Annotated in this window: 19 protein-coding genes and 4 pseudogenes; 14 read left to right on the top strand and 9 right to left on the bottom strand. The window is 69.7% G+C overall.

Annotated features, from left to right (window positions below; genetic code table 11):
* Positions 1-12: 12 nt before the first annotated feature.
* Positions 13-1,013, bottom strand: a pseudogene (locus MQH10_RS12835) (NADPH:quinone oxidoreductase family protein).
* A gap of 167 nt (positions 1,014-1,180) precedes the next feature.
* On the opposite strand from MQH10_RS12835, the gene rlmN reads away from it, so the two are divergent.
* The 3 genes and pseudogenes from rlmN (at position 1,181) to MQH10_RS12820 (ending at position 3,734) form a co-directional block, all read left to right on the top strand.
* On the top strand, positions 1,181-2,335 hold the full coding sequence (gene rlmN, locus MQH10_RS12830) for a dual-specificity RNA methyltransferase RlmN (protein WP_242564437.1): 1,155 nt from the start codon (positions 1,181-1,183) through the stop codon (positions 2,333-2,335).
* Between the two features lie 80 nt (positions 2,336-2,415).
* Complete coding sequence (locus tag MQH10_RS12825) at positions 2,416-2,844, top strand: DUF350 domain-containing protein (protein WP_242564436.1); 429 nt, start codon at positions 2,416-2,418, stop codon at positions 2,842-2,844.
* Positions 2,845-2,889: 45 nt separating this feature from the next.
* Positions 2,890-3,734, top strand: a pseudogene (locus MQH10_RS12820) (S1 family peptidase).
* Here MQH10_RS12820 and MQH10_RS12815 read toward each other — a convergent pair.
* From MQH10_RS12815 to MQH10_RS12805, 3 genes are read right to left on the bottom strand one after another with little or no spacing between them, the layout of a single operon-like run.
* Positions 3,731-5,452, bottom strand: a complete 1,722-nt coding sequence (locus MQH10_RS12815) for an AmpG family muropeptide MFS transporter (protein WP_242564435.1) — start codon at positions 5,450-5,452, stop codon at positions 3,731-3,733. The pseudogene MQH10_RS12820 and the gene MQH10_RS12815 sit on opposite strands and share 4 nt — an antisense overlap.
* A gap of 46 nt (positions 5,453-5,498) precedes the next feature.
* Complete coding sequence (locus MQH10_RS12810; RefSeq protein ID WP_242564434.1) at positions 5,499-6,998, bottom strand: response regulator; 1,500 nt, start codon at positions 6,996-6,998, stop codon at positions 5,499-5,501.
* Between the two features lie 37 nt (positions 6,999-7,035).
* Entirely contained in the window at positions 7,036-7,422 is a 387-nt protein-coding gene (locus MQH10_RS12805; RefSeq protein ID WP_242564433.1) for a helix-turn-helix domain-containing protein, read from the bottom strand.
* Between the two features lie 95 nt (positions 7,423-7,517).
* Here MQH10_RS12805 and MQH10_RS12800 point away from each other — a divergent pair.
* Positions 7,518-7,706: pseudogene (locus MQH10_RS12800) on the top strand (response regulator transcription factor); the annotation flags it as partial.
* A gap of 97 nt (positions 7,707-7,803) precedes the next feature.
* A complete protein-coding gene (locus tag MQH10_RS12795; protein ID WP_242564432.1) occupies positions 7,804-8,208 on the top strand; it encodes a hypothetical protein in 405 nt (134 codons plus the stop codon).
* On the opposite strand, the gene MQH10_RS12790 is transcribed toward MQH10_RS12795, so the two are convergent.
* On the bottom strand, positions 8,205-8,372 hold the full coding sequence (locus MQH10_RS12790; protein ID WP_242564431.1) for a hypothetical protein: 168 nt from the start codon (positions 8,370-8,372) through the stop codon (positions 8,205-8,207). The two genes, MQH10_RS12795 and MQH10_RS12790, sit on opposite strands and share 4 nt — an antisense overlap.
* 146 nt (positions 8,373-8,518) lie before the next feature.
* Between MQH10_RS12790 and MQH10_RS12785 the strand changes: the two genes are divergently transcribed.
* From MQH10_RS12785 to MQH10_RS12760, 6 genes are all read left to right on the top strand, one after another.
* A complete protein-coding gene (locus MQH10_RS12785) occupies positions 8,519-8,872 on the top strand; it encodes a hypothetical protein (protein ID WP_242564430.1) in 354 nt (117 codons plus the stop codon).
* 58 nt (positions 8,873-8,930) lie between these two features.
* A complete protein-coding gene (locus MQH10_RS12780; RefSeq protein ID WP_242564429.1) occupies positions 8,931-9,371 on the top strand; it encodes a hypothetical protein in 441 nt (146 codons plus the stop codon).
* An 85-nt stretch (positions 9,372-9,456) separates the two neighbouring features.
* A complete protein-coding gene (locus MQH10_RS12775) occupies positions 9,457-10,236 on the top strand; it encodes an SDR family NAD(P)-dependent oxidoreductase (protein ID WP_242564428.1) in 780 nt (259 codons plus the stop codon).
* Positions 10,236-10,769 (top strand): hypothetical protein, encoded by a 534-nt coding sequence (locus MQH10_RS12770; protein WP_242564427.1) that lies wholly within the window; start codon positions 10,236-10,238, stop codon positions 10,767-10,769. Before MQH10_RS12775 ends, MQH10_RS12770 begins: the two co-directional genes overlap by 1 nt.
* The gene (locus MQH10_RS12765) at positions 10,766-11,962 is read left to right on the top strand and encodes a L,D-transpeptidase family protein (protein WP_242564426.1); all 1,197 of its coding nucleotides are present in this window, start codon (positions 10,766-10,768) and stop codon (positions 11,960-11,962) included. The genes MQH10_RS12770 and MQH10_RS12765 overlap by 4 nt, the downstream gene beginning before the upstream one ends.
* Positions 11,963-12,138: 176 nt before the next feature.
* Positions 12,139-13,311, top strand: a complete 1,173-nt coding sequence (locus MQH10_RS12760) for a cytochrome P450 (RefSeq protein WP_242564425.1) — start codon at positions 12,139-12,141, stop codon at positions 13,309-13,311.
* On the opposite strand, the pseudogene MQH10_RS12755 reads toward MQH10_RS12760, so the two are convergent.
* Positions 13,308-13,817: pseudogene (locus tag MQH10_RS12755) on the bottom strand (magnesium chelatase subunit ChlI family protein); the annotation flags it as partial. The gene MQH10_RS12760 and the pseudogene MQH10_RS12755 sit on opposite strands and share 4 nt — an antisense overlap.
* 7 nt (positions 13,818-13,824) lie before the next feature.
* Here MQH10_RS12755 and MQH10_RS12750 point away from each other — a divergent pair.
* The gene (locus MQH10_RS12750; RefSeq protein ID WP_242564424.1) at positions 13,825-14,274 is read left to right on the top strand and encodes a helix-turn-helix domain-containing protein; all 450 of its coding nucleotides are present in this window, start codon (positions 13,825-13,827) and stop codon (positions 14,272-14,274) included.
* A gap of 31 nt (positions 14,275-14,305) precedes the next feature.
* On the opposite strand, the gene MQH10_RS12745 is transcribed toward MQH10_RS12750, so the two are convergent.
* The 3 genes from MQH10_RS12745 to MQH10_RS12735 all read right to left on the bottom strand — a co-directional run bounded on the left by MQH10_RS12745 (position 14,306) and on the right by MQH10_RS12735 (position 15,655).
* Complete coding sequence (locus tag MQH10_RS12745; RefSeq protein WP_242564423.1) at positions 14,306-14,572, bottom strand: DUF3892 domain-containing protein; 267 nt, start codon at positions 14,570-14,572, stop codon at positions 14,306-14,308.
* Between the two features lie 177 nt (positions 14,573-14,749).
* A complete protein-coding gene (locus MQH10_RS12740; protein WP_242564422.1) occupies positions 14,750-14,932 on the bottom strand; it encodes a hypothetical protein in 183 nt (60 codons plus the stop codon).
* A 510-nt stretch (positions 14,933-15,442) separates the two neighbouring features.
* Positions 15,443-15,655, bottom strand: a complete 213-nt coding sequence (locus tag MQH10_RS12735) for a hypothetical protein (RefSeq protein ID WP_242564421.1) — start codon at positions 15,653-15,655, stop codon at positions 15,443-15,445.
* Between the two features lie 348 nt (positions 15,656-16,003).
* Here MQH10_RS12735 and MQH10_RS12730 point away from each other — a divergent pair, with 348 nt between their 5' ends.
* Together MQH10_RS12730 and MQH10_RS12725 are read left to right on the top strand one after the other, a co-directional pair.
* Positions 16,004-16,501 (top strand): protoglobin domain-containing protein, encoded by a 498-nt coding sequence (locus MQH10_RS12730; protein ID WP_242564420.1) that lies wholly within the window; start codon positions 16,004-16,006, stop codon positions 16,499-16,501.
* 204 nt (positions 16,502-16,705) lie between these two features.
* Positions 16,706-17,644, top strand: a complete 939-nt coding sequence (locus MQH10_RS12725; protein WP_242564419.1) for a hypothetical protein — start codon at positions 16,706-16,708, stop codon at positions 17,642-17,644.
* Positions 17,645-17,745 lie beyond the last annotated feature (101 nt).

The raw sequence follows: 17,745 nt of genomic DNA, 5'->3' as shown, positions 1-17,745 counted from the left end.
CGGAACGTCAGATCAGTCGACGGTCACGACGACCTTGCCCATGGCCTTGCGGCTGCCCAGGTGGGCGATGGCGTCGGCGCCCTTGGACAGGGGGAAGTGCTCTGAGACGTAGGGCTTGACCTTGCCGTCGGCGTAGAGGGCCAGGAGGTCCTTGATCGACTGCTGGAACTTGTCGGGGTTCTTTGCGGTCCAGGCGCCCCAGAACACGCCGACGATGTCGCAGCCCTTCAGCAGGGCGAGGTTCAGCGGGATCTTCGGGATTTCGCCGGCCGCGAAGCCGACCACCAGATAGCGGCCTTCCCAGGCGATGGAGCGCAGGGCCGGCTCGGCATAGGCGTCGCCGATGGCGTCATAGATCACGTCATAGCCGTCCGCGCCGCCGGCTTCCTTGAAGAGGGCGCCCAGCGCCTTCTGGCCGTCGCGGTCGAAGGGGCCGCGGCCATAGACCACGCCGGCGTCCGCGCCGCGGGCGATGGCCAGGTCGACCTTTTCCTGGGTGGAGCAGCCGGCCACGACGCGGGCGCCCATGGCCTTGCCGAGCTCGACGGCCGCCAGGCCGACGCCGCCGGCGCGCCCAGGACCAGCATGGTCTCGCCGGCCTTCAGATGGGCGCGGTCGACCAGGGCGTGGAACGAGGTGCCATAGGTCATCAGGAAGGCGGCCGCTTCGTCGAAGGGCATGGAGTCCGGGATCTTGGTCAGGCGGTTGGCCGGGACCAGGACTTCCTCGGCCAGGGCGCCATTGCCCATCTGGGCCAGGATACGGTCGCCGACCTTCACATGGGTCACGCCCTCGCCGACGGCCTTGACCACGCCGGACAGTTCGCCGCCGGGGGAGAACGGGCGCGGCGGCTTGAACTGATACTTGTCCTCGATGATCAGCACGTCGGGGAAGTTGATGCCGACGGCCTTGACCGCCACCAGGGCCTGGCCCGGTCCGGCCGAGAGCGCGGGAACGTCTTCGAAGACCAGCGTCTCCGGCCCGCCCACGACCTTGCTCAACAACGCCTTCATGTCCGTCCTCCCAGTCGAAAATCGAGTTTGGCGGACGCTATCTCAGCCTCGCGGCGGGCGGAAGGCCGCAGACGAACATTTGTTTGAAGTAAGGTCCCGGGGCCCGCATTTGGAGGCCGCAACGCCTTTGTATATATAGGGGGCTCTCCAGCCAGCGAGCATCCCCCTTGGGCGTCACCCTCGACCTTACGCGCGCACCCAAAAGCGCCCCTGTTAAGCCGAACCTGTCGGGCCTGACCCGCAAGGGTCTGGTCGAGACCCTGATCGCCGCCGACGTGGTCCGCGCCGACAAGGCCAAGATGCGGGCCAACCAGCTGTGGCGCTGGATCCACCACTATGGCGTCACCGATTTCGACGCCATGACCGACGTGGCCAAGGAGACCCGCGCCGCCATCGCCGAGCGCTTCAGCCTGGCCCGCCCCGAGGTGGTCGAGCGCCAGGTGTCCAGGGATGGCACCCGCAAGTGGCTGATCCGCATGGCGCCGGGCATCGAGGTCGAGACGGTCTATATCCCCGACGTCGGCCGGGCCGGGGCGCTGTGCGTCTCCAGCCAGGTCGGCTGCACGCTCAACTGCACCTTCTGCCACACCGGCACCCAGGCCCTGGTCCGCAACCTGACCGCCGCCGAGATCGTGGCCCAGGTGCAGATCGCCCGCGACGACCTGGAGGAATGGCCGAGTCCCAAGGAGGACCGCCGACTCTCCAACATCGTGTTCATGGGCATGGGCGAGCCGCTCTACAATCTCGACAATGTCGCCGACGCCATCGACATCATCGCCGACAATGAGGGCATCGCGATCTCGCGTCGGCGGATCACGGTCTCGACCTCCGGCGTGGTCCCCGAGCTCGAGGCGCTTGGCGCCCGCACCCAGGCCATGCTGGCCATCTCGCTGCACGCCACCAATGATCCGCTCCGCAACGAGCTGGTGCCGCTGAACAAGAAGTACCCGATCGCCGAGCTGATGGCCGGCATCCGCGCCTATCCGGGCCTGTCCAACGCCCGGCGGGTGACCTTCGAATATGTGATGCTGAAGGGCGTGAACGACAGCCCGGCCGAGGCCCGCGCCCTGGTCAACCTGCTGAAGGGCATACCGGCCAAGATCAATCTGATCCCGTTCAATCCCTGGCCCGGCTCGAACTACCAGTGCTCTGACTGGGGGGCGATCGAGGCTTTCGCCGCGATCCTCAACCGGGCCGGCTACGCCTCGCCGATCCGCACGCCGCGCGGCCGCGACATCCTGGCCGCTTGCGGCCAGCTGAAGAGCGAAAGCGAGAAGATGCGGGCCAGCGAACGGCGCAAGCTGGAGGCGGCGGCCGAATAGCGCCCGCTGCGCGAAGGCGGTTGCCCCGCCCCGCGCTGGTCGTGCTAACCCTCAAGCGAACGGACCCCGAACGGACCCTCATGCCTTCCCAGCTCCAGTCTCCGGAAATCCAGGCCTTCGCCACCGGCTTCCCGCTCACCCTGATGCATGCGGGCGTGACGGTGCTGATCCTGTTTCTGGGCAGCGCGCTCTATGTGCTGCTGACCCCGCACAAGGAGATCACCCTGATCCGCGAGGGCAATGCCGCCGCCGCCATCTCGCTCGGCGGGGTGATGCTTGGCCTGGCCATTCCGCTGGCGGTGTCGCTGACGGCCTCGACCTCGATCATCGAGATCGGCATCTGGGGCGCGGCCACGGTGATGGTGCAGCTCCTGATCTTCCGCCTGGTCGACCTGGTGCTGCGCGGCTTGCCCCAGCGCATCCAGGAGGGCGAGGTCTCCGCCGCCGCCCTGCTGGTCGGCGCCAAGCTCGCCACCGCCCTGATCCTGGCCGCGGCGGTCGCGGGCTGAGGGCGGAACGGCTGTGACGCCCAGTATCTCGTTGTTGCTGCTCTGATGCATTTTCCCAAGCTGCCCGACTGGCTGGTCTACGCCGCCGTGGTGCTTGGCCTGTTGATCGCCGCTGTCGGGCGCCAGGAGCGGGCCGACGCCCCGCCGCCGCCGCCGCCGGTGCCCGGCGAGGAAGGCGTGCCGCTCGGCCCCGCCTCACCCTTCGACCCTTCCGTCGTGGTGGATGTGCCGGGCAAGGCCGAACCCGGGACCGGCACCGCCTTCTCCATCGCCGACCGCGGGGTCTGGGTGACCGCCCGCCACGTGGTCGATGGCTGCAGCAAGGCCGCCATCGTGGTGGCCGAGGGTCGCGGCGTCGAGGCGACCGTCCATATCGATCCGCACAGCGAGGCCGCCGTCCTGACCACCGAGGGGGCGCCCCGCCCCTGCCTCTGGGCCTGGCGCTCAAGCTGCGCCGGGGCGACCGGGCCTATCATCCGGGCTTCCCCCAGGGCCATGCCGGCGAGGCGACTTCGCGGCTACTGGGGCGTGAGAACCTTGTGGTCCGCGGCCGCGGCGCCCGCACCGAGCCGGTGCTGGTCTGGGCCGAGACCGGCCGCACCGACGGCCTGAAGGGTACGCTGGCCGGCCTGTCCGGCGCGCCCGCGCTCGACAGCGCCGGGCGGGTGATCGGGGTGACCGTGGCGGAGGCGCCGCGTCGGGGCCGGATCTACACCACCGCGCCGGAGACCCTGGCCGCCACCCTCAACGAGGCCCACGAGCATCCCGCCGCCTTCGCCATGGGCGAGTCGGTGACCACCGACAATTACGGCCGGGTCGCCGACGCCCTGCGCCGCGACCTGCGGGTGGCTCAGGTCATCTGCTTGGCGACCAACGCGCCGACCACCTAGGCCGGATCGGCGACCGGTTCGGCGCCCCCGGACGGGGTCTTGGGGCTGCGGGCCGCGACCATCAGGGTGAGCGCGATCCCGGCGACCCCGATCAGGGCGGAGTAACAGAAGAACACCACATAGCCCGATCCTAGCGCCGCCGAGGAGACGTGGCTCTTCTCCAGGGCGCTGGCGAAGGCGTTGGGCGGCAGGCGGGCGAACAGACCCTTGAGGGCGGCGAAGCCCCCGTGGTCCGCCGCCGCCGCGGCCCCCTCGACAATGCGCCCCGACTGGGAGGCGACCAGCTTTCCAAGCAGGGCGTAGAAGGACGAGAACATGGCGTACTGGGTGGCGGTGAAGCCCTCGCCGGTCAGGCTGGACATGTAGGCGATCAGGCAGGTGCCGGCGAAACCCGAGGCGATGTTGTCGACCCCGATCGCTACCGACAGGGCCCAGACCTGGGGGCCCTGCAAGGCCAGCCAGGCGAAGATCAGGTTGGAGGCGGGGCCGGCGAAGGCGCCGATGATCATGGAGCGCATCAGGCCCAGACGCGCCACCGAGAAGCCGCCAAGGCCCACGCCCACGACCGACATGACCACGCCCAGGCCTTTGCGGACCTCGGCGATCTGCAGCTTGTTGAAGCCGAGGTCGATGTAGAACGGGTTCATGATGTTGAGCACGAAATCGCTCAGCCGGTAGACGCAGATCAAGGCCAGGATCAGGCCGGCGACCCCCGAATAGCGCCGGAAGAAATCGACGAAGGGGCTGGCGAGCGCGCTGGACAGATAGATGCCCGGCCGGGTCTTGAATCCGGGCAGGGGCATGGCCGCGGCCACGATCACACAGGCCCCGACCAGTATGCCGGCCATCTGGATGAAGACCCCGGAGCCCTTGGCGCTCCAGGCGGCGGCCAGGCTCTCGCCCGCCGGGCCCTGGCCGATCCGGGCCATCAGGGTCGACAAGAGGGTGGCGTCGCCGGCCAGGCCCGAGCCGAAGATCAGGGCGCCCAGCACCACCAGGGCCAGGCGCAGGGCCCATTCGATCCCGTCGCGGGCCGGCGCCTCGGGCGCGTCGGCATAGTCGATCGGCCGGACCTGATGCTCGATCTCGCGCGGGGCGCCGAGCACGCCGAGCACGCCCAGGCCCATCAGGGCCGCCATGACCGCATAGGACAGGTTCCAGCCCACGGCCTCGGACATCAGCAGGGGGGCCACCCCGGCCACGATCATGGCGATGCGATAGCCCCACTGATAGGCGGCGGCCATGGCGCCCTGCTTCTCCTGAGGTGCGGCCTCGATCCGCCAGGCGTCGATGACGATGTCCTGGGTCGCGGAGACGAAGCCCACGAACACCGCGAAGGCCGCCATCATCGGCAGGCCGGTCTTCGGATTCCCGCCCGAGATCAGCCACAGGCCCAGCATGATCAGGGCCTGGCAGGCCAGCATCCAGGAGCGGCGGTGGCCGAGCCAGCGGGTCAGGATCGGGATGGTCGCCCGGTCGACCAAGGGCGCCCAGAGCAGCTTCAGGGAATAGGCGAGGGTCGCCAGGCTGAAGAAGCCGATCACCTCCAGCGAAAGGCCGGCGTCGCGCAGCCAGGCCGACAGGGTGTCGAAGATCAGGAGGTTGGGCAGGCCGGAGGCGAAGCCGAGGGCCAGCATGACCAGGGCGCGGCGTTCGCCATAGACGGCGATGGCCTCCCAGACGCTGCGCTTGGGCGCGGCTGCGGGCGTGTCGGTCATTGGCGGTGCTCCCCCTGGCGCGTGGCCATGGGGGCGGCCGCCGCGGTCAGCCGAGCTTGGCGCGCGCCGGGGTCTGCGTCCAGCCGCCGCGGCTCAGCCGGGTCAGGACGGCGCGCAGGGCGTCGCTGGCGAGCGGCTTGACCAGGAAGTCGTCCATGCCGGCGTCCAGGCAGGCGTGGCGGTCGTCCTCGAAGGCGTTGGCGGTGAGCGCGACGACCGGGGTGGCGATGCCCAGGTCGCGCAGGCGCCGCGTCGTCTCCAGGCCCGACAGGCCCGGCATGCGCATATCCATGAGGACCAGGTCGTAGCCGCCGACCGCCAGGGCGGCGAGGGCCTCCTCTCCGCCCGCCGCATGGTCGACCGTGCAGCCCTCGCGGGTCAGCAGGGTCTTGGCGAGCAGGGCGTTGATCGCATTGTCCTCGACCAGCAGCACCCGGACCCCGGTGGCCACGGCGGCGGCGACGCGCTCGTCCTCGTGGGCGGCCTTGCGGGTCTCGAGGCCGGCGGCGGCCAGCACCCGCTCGGCGACCGAGGCGCGGCGCAGCGGCTTGATCAGATAGCCGGCGAAGCCGCGGGCCCGATAGTCGGCGATGCGGTTGCGGGCCTCGGGATTGATCAGGATGAGGGCCGGCCGGGCGTCGGGCGGGCCTGCGGGCGCGAGCTCGTGATCGATCAGCAGTACCTCGGCCTCGGGTCCGAGACCGGCGGGATGGTCGGCGGCGATCACGCCTCCGCCGCAGGCCTCGATCTGGCGGCGCGCGGCCTCGGCGGTGACCGGATTGTCGGTGGCCACGCCCACGACGCGCCCCTCCAGGACCAGCTCGGCGGTCGCGGGCGTGTGGGGAATCTGGGCCTCGATCCAGAAGGCGGCCCCGCCGCCTGGCGCGGTGTCGACGCCGACGTCCCCGCCCATGGCGAGGGCCAGGGTGCGGGCGATGGTGAGGCCCAGGCCGGCCCCGCCCAGCTGGACGCTGTCATAGGCCGGATCGGCTTGGCCGAAGGCCTCGAAGATCTTCTCGCGGTGGGCGGGGCTCACGCCGGGACCGGTGTCCTCGACGGTGAACCTCAGCCGGTCCGGGCCGGTCTCGGCGACGCTGACCAGGACTCCGCCCGCGGGCGTGAACTTGATGGCGTTACCGGCGAAGTTCAGCAGGATCTGGCGCAGCCGGCCCTCGTCGGCCAGGGCCTGGCCCACGCCGGCGGGCGCTGCCCAGGCGATCTCCAGGCCCTTTTCCTGGGCGCGGGGGGCGAGCAGTTCGCAGACGCCGCGCAGCAGGCCCTCGATCTCGAACCGCGCCGGCATCAGCTCGACCTTGCCGGCGCCGAGCTTGGCGAAGTCCAGCACGTCATTGACCAGGCCCAGCAGATGTTCGCCGCTTTCGCGCAGGGCGGCGACATAGGTGCGCTGTTCGTCGGTCAGGCCGGTCCCTTCCAGCAGCCGGGCCATGCCCAGCACCCCGTTCAGGGGGGTGCGGAACTCGTGGCTCAGCGAGGCGAGCTGCTCGGCGGTGACGCGGGCGTCGCGGGGATCGGGCTTGGTGTCCATCGCCGCCCAATCTAGGGCGCCGGGGTTTAACGGGGGGTCAAACCCCGCGCGCGCCCATCTCGCGGGCGAGCGCGATCAGGGCCTGGCGGGCGCCGGACCGGTCGATGCCGGCATAGGCTTCCAGCAGCTCCAGCGCGCCCGGCGTGGCCAGGGACTGCAGCAGGGCCTCGGCCTCGCCGTCGCCGGGGCTTTCCTCGCCGACCAGCCAGCCGACGGTGGTGTCCAGGGCATGGGCTACGGCGACCAGGGTCGAGCCGGACACCCGGTTGGCGCCGCGCTCGTATTTCTGCACCTGCTGGAAGGTCACGCCGATCCGGCCGGCCAGGGCGCCCTGGGTCAGGCCGAGGGATTTTCGCCGCAGTCGGATCCGCGCGCCAATCGCCATGTCGACGGGATCCGGGCTCAGTGCGTCGTCTAGGGGCATAGGGCCTCCTCTTTCCAGCACGTCCATGGATCAGCATTCCGGCTTTACCATGGCGCTGGACGCCAAAGGGCGCGCAACGCTAGCTTGTTCGCCTTATGGGCGGGGCGCAAGACATGTCAGGGGACCCTGTCCTTCTGTTGACGCCGCGAGAGCGCGAATGTCTGCGCCTGGTGGACCGGCATCTGAGCTCCAAGCAGATCGCCCGCGAGCTGGGCATGTCCAAGACCTCCGTCGACACCTATTGCGACCGCGCCCGCCGCAAGCTGGGCGCCGGCGACCGCTACGAGGCGGCGCGCCGCCTCGCGGACTTCGACCGCCATGTCCTGATCGCGTCAGGACAGGACACGATCAGGACAGACAGGGCCGGGGCGGACGCGTTCCATGAGATCGCAACTGGAGACGCGGTTCATGGACGACTGGGTTCGAAACCTGCTGGACGTGGATCCCCTGGCCCTGGGCCAGATGGATCAGGACCATCAATCGGCGCTGAGGCGGGCCCTGGCCCTGCGCCAGGACGTCGAGGCCTTCGAGCGGCGGTGGTCGGGTCCGACGACGGACGAGGTTCCGATGCCGACGTTCAGCTGGAGCCAGCTGGAGCGTCAGCTGGCGGACCTGGCCGGCGATCCCATCAAGTCGGCCATGGCGCGGGACCTGGTGTCCGGAACCCGCAAGCTTTCACGTTTCAAGCCGCCGGAGATGGTCTTGCGGGAGATCCTCTGCATGACCTGGGCGCTGCTGGACGAGGGCTTTCAGCCGGAGCCCGGGGGCGGGGCCGAAACGCTCTAGACCCGCTGTCCCGGCTGGGCCTGATCGGCGCCATCGCGGTGCTGACCGCGCTCGCCTTCGGCGCGGTGCTGGCCGGGCTGCACGCCTTGCAGGACCTGGCCTAGCGCCATCCCCTTCACGTCCGTTCCACCTGACGCGCCGGTCCGGCGCGGGAGCCGCCTCATGTCCCGATCCCTTTATCGCGCAAGCCCCTAGGGCCGCGCCCCACGCTTAGGGAGTCTGCGCTCCCGAAGATCTCGCTCCGGCGAGTTTCCATCCACCCCGAAGACCACAACGCGCCGGCCCCTGGCCGGCGTGCAGGAGATCTCTCATGCTGAAGCAACGTCGTCTTATCGCCGACCAGGTGGCCGCCAGCCTGTTCGAGGCCGAAGGGGCCATTGACGCGGCCCTGGCCAAGGCCGCCCAGCTCGCCGGCCTGATGCCTGGCCTGCGCCAGGAAGCCGGCCTCTCGGCCCTGATCGGCCAGCAGGCCGTGGAGCGGGCGAGCGAGGCCTATGCGGCGCTGGCCCAGGCCCGGCGCGCGATCTGCGAGACCCACCGCGAACTGAGCGTCGCCCAGAAGCAGATCGGCCTGGGGGCCGTGATGTACGGCGACTCCCTGCCCAAGCCGCCCAGCATGGAGGCCGAGCGAAGCCTGCGATCGGTCGCCGATCGGGTCGCCTGAGCGATTGCGGATCGCCCCAAGATGGGGGACCTTCGGGCTCGCGCCTGAGGGTCCCCTCTTGGTCTTCGTCACCCCCGCCCAACAGATCTGGACCCTGTCCATGCTTCTGGTCTCCGGCTTCGCCCTGTGGCGCGGCGGGCGGCCCGAGCGGTGGGTGGCCGTGGCCAATGTGCTGGCCTGGATCCTCACCCCCCTGGCCTATCGGAACGACCTGATCGACCCGCAGTGGGGCGTGTTCCTGGTCGACGTGGCCTTTCTGGTCCTGCTGGCCGTCCTGGCCATGACCACCGACCGCAACTGGCTGCTGTTCGCCGCCGCCTTTCAGCTGCTGGCGGTCATGACCCATATCGCCATCGCGGTGGACCGGGGCGTGCGGACGCTGGCCTATTTCCGCGGCCTGGTGATCTGGAGCTATCTGGTGCTGGGCGCGCTGGCGGTGGGCGCCTGGATGTTCCGGCGCGACCGGCGAACCGTCGGGCCGCCGCGACCGGAGACTTGATCTGGTTCAAGGCGGGCGAGCGGCCCTGTCCTCATTCTGTGTCTAACGACCGGCGCGGCGGCCGGCAGACTGAGGAGGACAAGCCATGGGCGAGCGAAACGATCTGGCCGGCAAGGTGGCCGTGGTGACCGGCGCGGCCGGAGCGATCGGGGCGGCGACCGTCAAGCTGATGCTGGACCGTGGCGCGTCCGTCGCGGCCGTCGATCGGCCCGGCGTCTCCTTCAAGCCGCTGATCGAGGTCTGCGGCGAGGCCGCCAGCCTGGTCACCCTGGAGGCCGACGTGACCGACGAGGCTCAGGTCGCCGACTATGTCGACCTGGCGCGCAAGTCCTTCGGCCGCATCGACATCTTCTTCAACAACGCCGGGATCGAGGGGGTGGTGAAGACCATCCCCGACTATCCCCTGGCCGAGTTCCAGCGGGTGATGGCGGTCAATGTCACGGGGGTCTTCCTGGGCATGAAGCACATCATCCCGATCATGGTCGCCCAGGAGGGCGGGGCGATCATCAACATGTCGAGCGTCGCCGGTCTGATCGGCTCGCCGGGCCTATCGGCCTATGTCGCCTCCAAGCATGCGGTGATCGGCCTGACCCGTTCGGCCGCGGCGGAATGGGCGGCCCATGGGGTGCGCGTCAACACGGTCAATCCGGGCCCGATCGAGAGCCGGATGATGCGCTCCATCGAGGGCGGCGTCGCCCCGGCCGGCCCGCAGAAGGCGCATGACCAGTTCGCCCAGACGATCCCGGTCGGGCGGTATGGCACGCCGGAGGAGGTGGCCCGGCTGGTGGCCTTCCTGGGCTCCGACGACGCCGTCTATCTGAACGGGGCGGTCTTCGCCGTGGACGGCGGCATGCACGCCGTCTGATGACCCGTCACCCCGCCCCCGCCGCGGTCCTGATCCTGCTGGCCCTGGCCGGCTGCGCCACCGCGCCCGCCAAGCCCGCGTCGCCGCGCCCTGCGCCCACGGCCTCCGGCGCCCCCGAGGCCGGGGCGATCGATCAGGCCTTCACCCAGCCGCTCCGCGATCTGAGCGTGATGCGGGTCGATCCCTCGCCGGCCCTGATGTCGGCGCGGGCGGCCCCTTATGCGACGCCGGAGCCGGCCACCTGCGCCGGTCTCGCCAATCGCATCGCCGAGCTCGACATGGTCCTGGGCCAGGACGTCGACAATCCGGAGTCCGTGAACTCGCTGAACAATATGGCGGGCGCCCTGGTCGGGGGCGCGATCCGCGACGCGGTGGGCCTGCCGTTCCGCGGCGTGGTTCGCTGGTTGTCGGGGGCCGAGACCCGCGATCGCGACCTGCGCGCCTATGTGCTGGCCGGCATTGTGCGCCGCGCCTATCTCAAGGGCGTGGCCCAGGCGCACGGCTGTTCGCCCCAGGCGCCGGCCGACCGATGAACCGCTTGTCCGGGGCGATGCTGGCGCTGGGCCTGGCGCTGGCGGTCGGCGCGCGCGCCCAGGCTCCTGTGGCGCCCGCGATCCCACCGGACCTTTCCCAGACCCCACCGGTCCTTTCCCAGACCGCGACGGTCCGTCCGGCCGAGATCAACCGCCTCTGGGCCCTGGTCCCGCCCGAGGGCGCCGTCCTGGACCCCAACGATCCGGCGACCCTGGCCCTGCGCGCCGCCGCCCAGCGCTATGCGGGGATGAGCTGGTCGAGCCTGCCGCCCGGACGGGCCCTGCGCCTCGGCGCCAGCGGGCCGGCGGTCCTCGCCCTGCGGGAGCGCCTGCAGGCGGAGGGCTACGGCCCCGCCATCGCGCCGGCGGATCCGAACCTGTTCGACGCCGACCTGGCCGCGGCCCTGGCGAGCTATCAGTTCCGCCATGGCCTGGAGCCCGACGGGGTGCTGGGCAAGGCGGTGCGGGCCGAACTGGACATTCCGCCCGCCGCGCGGGTCGCCCAGATCGAGGCCAATCTGGAGCGGGCCCGCTGGCTGCCGGCGGTGATGCCCGCCGACCGGCTGGAGGTCGACATCGCCTCGGCCGAGGCCGTCCTGTACCAGGGGGGACAGGCCAGCCTGACCATGCGCGTGGTGGTCGGTGACACCAAGCACGAGACCCCGATCTTCGCCTCGGCGCTGGAGACGGTGGTGATCAATCCGCCCTGGAACGTGCCGCTCTCGATCACCAAGGCCGAGCTCATGCCGCGCGAGGCGCGGGAGCCCGGCTATCTGGCCAAGCACGATTTCGTCTGGGCGAACGGCCGGCTGGTGCAGGCCCCGGGGCCGGAGAACTCGCTGGGCCAGGTGAAATTCGACCTCGACAGTCCGTTCGGCGTCTATCTGCACGACACCCCCGCCAAGAGCGCCTTCGCCCGGCCGCGCCGCGCCCTGAGCCACGGCTGCATGCGCCTGGAGAAGCCCAGGGAGCTGGCTGTGGCGCTTTTGAAGGCCCAGGGCTGGGACGACGCCGCCATCGCCGCCGCCATCGCCAAGGGGGACACGCGTCGGGTGGACCTGGATCAGCACCTGCCGCTGTTCGTGGTCTATCGCACCGTCGTTCCCGACGTGATGGGCGGGGTGCTGTTCCGCCCGGACGTCTATGGCTGGGACGCGGAACTGGCGGCCTGGCTCGAGGGCCGCACGCCCTGAAAAAGGGCAGGGCCGAATGTGGCGGCCTACAGTTCTTCAGGCGCGTGATCGATCCAATATGACGTGATGGTCATATCGATATCCGCTTATGACCTCATCAAATATGCGGCCCACAACAAATCCTCTTGTCTCTCGGCCCTGCATAATGACCATATGGTCATTAAATGGAGGGGCGGATGAGGCCTATCTTTCAGGGCGATCTGTACGGCGCGACCGCGATATCCGATCCCTATCCGGCCTATCGCCGAATCCGAGATGCGGGCCCCGCGGTATGGTCGCCGAGGCGCGGCCTGTGGCTGCTGGGCCGCTTCGAAGATGTGCGCGCGGCGCTCCGGGCCGACGACATCCTGGTCAGCGGCCGGGGCGTCGCGGCCAATGACCTCGTGAACAGCGCCGAGAACCCCATCACCCTGACCAGCGACGGCGAGACGCACGCCCGACGCCGCCTGACCCTGATTCAGCCCGTGATGCCGGGCCCTCTGAAGGCGCTCCGACCGCGCCTCGAGGCCGAGGCCGAACAGCTGGTGGCGGCCTTGTCCGGGCTGGAGCGCTTCGACGCCATGAGCCGGTTCGCGGCGCACCTGCCGGTGACCGTGGTCGCCGAACTGGTCGGGCTGAACGCGGCCGGGCGAAAGAACATGTTGCGCTGGGCGGCGGCGACCTTCGATGCGCTGGGTGTCATGAACGCCCGCGGGATCGCCGCCATGCCCCGCGTGCTCGACCTGGGGCGCTATGTGCGCGGCCTGTCGCGCAGCAGCGTCACGCCGGGAGGCTGGGCCGACCGGCTGTTCGAGGCCGCCGAGCGGGGCGATATCTCGCAGGCCGAGGCCCAGGCCATGGTCATCGACTATGTCGGCCCCGCCCTGGATACGACGATCCTGGCGGTGGGGGAGATGGTCTGGCGGCTGGCGACCACCCCGGGCGCCTATGACCAGGTGCGCGCCGATCCCGCCCTCATACCGGGCGTCGTGAACGAGTCCGTGAGGATCGGCTCTCCCCTGCGCGGCTTCACGCGCCTGGCCGCCGAGGCCTATCCGGTGGGCGAGGTCACCATCCCCCAAGGGGAGAGGGTCCTCGTCCTCTATGCCAGCGCCAATCGTGACGAGCGCCACTATGCGGATCCGGACCGTTTCGATGTGACCCGCAACCCGCGTGATCATGTCGGGTGGGGCCACGGGGCGCACACCTGCGTCGGCATGCACCTTGCGCGCCTGGAGATGGAGATCCTGCTTCAAGCCCTGGTCCGCCAGGTCGAGCGGATCGAGACGGGCCCCGCCAAACGGATCCGCAACAATGTCCTGCAGGGCTTCAAGACCCTGCCGACCCGGTTCGTGCGGGCGGCCGCTTAGGCCGACACCCCCGCCATGGCGCCCACCCGTCGATAGATCAGGGCCTCCGCCACATGGATGCGCCGCACCCCGCCCGAGCCTTCGAGGTCGGCGATGGTGCGGGCCAGCCGCAGGGTCCGGGTCCAGCCGCGGGCGGTGAGGCCCCCGGCCTCCGCGGCCTGGGCCAGCAGGGCGCGGGCGGGGGGATCGAGGTCGGCGATGGTCTCCAGCCAGTCCCCCTCGGCCCGGGCGTTCAAGGGCGTGGCGCGGGCGTCGTCGGCCTTGGCCGCGCGTTCGGCCTGCAGCTCGCGGGCGGCGGCCACCCGCGCGGCGGCTTCGGCCGTGCCCTCGGCCGGGGCGGGCAGGGCCAGGTCGGCGGCGGTGACCGGCGGGACCTCGATCTGCAGGTCTATGCGGTCCATGAACGGGCCGGAGACCTTGGCCTGATAGTCGACCTGGCAGCGCGGCGCCCGGCCGCAATGGCCGCGACCGGCCCCGCCATGGCCGCACTTGCATGGGTGCGGTGCTTTGTTGATGCCGGGCCTTCCGATCCACCTGCAGGCGTTCAAGCCCGAGCTGCTCCGGGATCAGGGCGACTCGCTCGGCGCGCGGCTTCGCCGGAGGCGGCGCGAGCTCGGCCTCCAGATGAAGGAGGCGGCGGAGCGCCTCGGGACGGACCCGAAGACGCTCATGTGGTGGGAGCGCGATGAACGGTTGCCATTCGTTCGGGCCTATCCGGCGATCGTTGACCTGCTGGGCTACGAGCCCTGGACCGAACCGACGAACTTGGCTGAGGCATTGCTCGCCGAACGGCGGCGCAGGGGACTGAGCGTGGAGCGCGCGGCCGAAGAGACGGGGGTCGATCCAGGCACCTGGCTGCGCTGGGAGCGCGGGGAGTGGAAGCCGACTAGCGTCACGCTCTCGGCTCTCGACGAATTCCTCGGCATGTCCGCGAAGGAGCGCTTTCCGGCAGACGTGCGGTAGGTGGCCGGCGCGCGAAGCGCCGGCCACCTGTTCAGGCGCATTCGGGCAGGGACAGGAGGTTGTCGTTCAGCGTGCCGTCGGCGCGGGTACGCAGGTACTTGCCGTTGGGGCCGTTGATGACCTCGACGTTGGCGCGCTTGCCGCCGACGAGCGTGTAGAACGTGTTGGACTTCGCCTCGATGGAGTCGATGACCTGCTGCCGGGTCCACTTCCATCCGGTGCCACCCAGATGGGTGATGCCTTCGTGGGTGTTGTTGCGCGGCAGCTTGTTGATGCAGGTGACTTGAGCGTCAGCCATGGTGGATTTTCTCGATGACAGATGATGGTGGGGAGCAGGCGCGCAGCCGAGGCCGCGCGCCCTTGGGGCCGACTAGTAGCGCGGGCGTGGAATCGGGGCCGGCGTAGGCCGTCCCGGAAACGACGGCCGATGGGTCGGGATGGTCGGCGGACGAGGAATGTAGGTCACGCGCGCCTCCTACCGCTTGCTGTCAGGCGTGCGGTGCGACGGCTTCCAGGTCGAGCCTGGGGTCGTCGTCGGCGGAAGCCGGGTGTTGTCCGGGACCGTCGTGTAGTTGGGGCGGGAGCCGCCACGCGGCCCCTGTTCCTGGAAGATACCGCCGTTGCGGCCGGTATTCGATCCGGGCTTGTATGAGGGCATTGCTGCCTCCTTGATTGAATCCGACTCGGGATTCACAGAAAGGAGCAGCGCTGTGGATAGACGGCCTTGCATGGTAGCAGTCGGGCCGCGTAGGTGATTCGCACAACGCTGCTAACGCGGAGTTGGGGAGGGAACAATCGGGTCCTTGGCCTCGTAAACTTCGGGTCCGATGTTCCTTCCCGGTCATTTCAGCGACGCCGCATCGCGCAGGCGTGGGTCTGAAATTCATCTCAGATGTTTATCTTACGTTCTCGCGCCCTCCTTGGGCCAATCGACTCGCCCGACCATTTGGCTAGCGTCGCTTTAGCACTCGGTCCAGAGAGTGCTAAAATTCTCCACAGGATATTTTTGCGGGAGGTGGGTGGCACCTCTTCGCGTTTCGCGCGACACAGGGAACTGTCGGTCGATTCGCGTCCGTTGCGGAGTCCGACCGCGATTCCTCACAAAAAGTACTGATTTCGATGCGAACGCGGTTCGCATCTCTCGGTCTGCGGCGAGGGTTGGGGCGCATCACTGCGCCCCGTCCTCCGCCCGCTCCACGATCTTCCGCATCACGATGCGGCCGGTGAGCGGCATGGCCTCGCACGCGAGGCTGAAACCCATGCCGTCTTTGTTCGGCCACGCCGCGCCGATGGGCGTCCAGATCGCAGATCGGCCGTCTCCCTGGACCCGGTACAGGCGGTGGGTGGGTTTGCGGCCGAGAAGGGGTTGCTGAACAGCCATCGAAGTCTTCCTCCAACATGGCCGCGGACCATTCCGCGGCTTCATGGGGGCGACATGGAGTCGGCTGCAAGCGGGCGGTCAGACCCCGCGCGAAGCGCGCCTGGAGGGAGCAAGCTGCACGCAGCGCGCGGCGTGCGCGGAGGAAGCGCTGCTGGGTTGACCGGCGGCGGGCCGGCTCCACAACGCTCCCCGAACGAAGGCCGCTGATGGCTCGCGGCGTTGCCGGGGGCGATGCGCGACCTGTTCTGCGCTATCCCCGGACATCGCCGGACCGTAGCATCCGGGACCAAGCCATGGGGGCAATCAATTCCTTCATGGCGCGGGGGTTCGAGAATGTCGAAGGCGACGATGCTTGCCGCGAGACTGCGCCTGCTCGGTATCGACGACACGACGCTCAGCAATATGCGCCAGATCCGCCCGCTGCTCCTGCGCGAGCTTGAGCCGATCGTCGAGGAGCTCTATCGGCACCTGCTCTCCTTCCCGGAGGTGGCGCGCCTTCTGCCCGAGAAGGACATCCGGGCGCTCAAGGTGAAGCAGAAGGCGCACTGGGCGGCCCTGTTCGCCTGCGAATTCGACGACCGTTTCGCGACCTACGCCATGCGCGTGGGACAGGCGCACTTCGATCGAAAGATCCCGCCCTACGTCTATCTGGCGGCCTATACCTACGTGCAGTGCCTGATCGTCGCCCGCATCTCCAAGGCCGTGAACGGCCGCGACGATCTCGCCGGCGCGCTGAGCTCGCTGTCCCGCGTGATCACGCTCGATATCGACCTGGCGCTCTCGGCCTACACGCGCGCCTATTGGAGTGACAAGCCGCACGACGAGAGCGGCCGGATTCTCGTGTGACGGGTGGCCGTCCGGCGGCTTCAGGACGTGGGCAAGGGACGCGCGATTCCCGATCCGCGAGTCCGAGCGCTGGTTTTCAGAGACAAATGGTCGCCCAGCGCTGGCCGAAACGAGAGAACGGCGATATGCGGCGCGGTCTTGCCGCATGGATCGGGCGCGCGGCGCCCGCTACCCGTGGTGGCGCATGGGAGCATCAGCGAGCCAATGACGGAAGCGCCCGACCAGCGCCGCCTCGTCGCGCGGCGGACCCTCGCCTACGTCGTCGAGGCTGCGCGTCTGATCACGGCGATAATCGACGCCGATCTGGTCACTGCCCTGACCTTCCTGGCGATTTCCCGCGCGAACGTGCGCCGCATCACGGCTGATCGGCGCATGGCAGAGTCCTACGCAGGCGCTAAGGATATCCCGCCAGACGCGCTGCGCACCGCGGTGAGCGTCTATTCGATCGCGATCGAGCTCGGCCTGCCGTACGAGACGGTGCGCCGGCATGCTGCCAAGCTGCGGTCCGCCGGACTGGTCGAACGCCTCGATCGCGGCCTGGTTATCCCGCTATCGACCTACGCCCAGCCGCGGTTCGTCGCGGCTCTGGGCCCGAACGAGCGCCTGACCGACGGCCTGTTGCGGGACCTCGAAGCCTTCGGCGCCGCCGCGGGCCAGGCCGAGGACGGCGCCGCGGAGGATATGAGCCGGCAGACGCTCCGGCTCTCGATCGAGTTCTTCCTGGATGTCATCGCGGCCTGCAGCCGGGCGCTCGAGATCGATCATCTCGACGTGGTCATCTTGCTCGCGATCGGCCTGCATAATGTGGGGTCTGCGGTGATCTCGGGCGAGGAGGCGCAGGCCTATGCCGGGCTGCGAGATGTCCCGCCGGACGAGGCGCGGCGGCCGGTCTCGACCTATCTGGTCGCCCGCTACCTGCCGCTGCCGCTGGAGAGCGCGCGCCGCCGGTGCGCGCGGCTGGTCCAGCGCGGGCTGGTGGCGCGCAGCTCTGAGGGAATGATCGTGCCGGCCGCGGTCTCCACCAGCCCCGCGCTCATCGACGCGTTCGCGCTCATCGCCGAGCTGACCGATCAGCATGTGCGGCGGCTGGCGGACGCCCGATCAGCGCTCGCGACGCGTCCGGCAGTTCGACACCTTTCGTAAGGGAGCCGACGCCTCCGGGTGGGGAGCCTCGACGTCGTGATCATCGCGGCCTCGAAGGCGTCAGCGCGGGGCATAGAACACGGTCAGGCGGAGGCTCGCAA

It is taken from the genome of Phenylobacterium aquaticum (assembly GCF_022695515.1).
In the GTDB taxonomy this organism is placed as follows: domain Bacteria; phylum Pseudomonadota; class Alphaproteobacteria; order Caulobacterales; family Caulobacteraceae; genus Phenylobacterium; species Phenylobacterium aquaticum.
The sequence above is the reverse complement of the archived record's forward strand: the minus strand, read 5'-3'. Positions and strand labels throughout refer to the sequence as shown.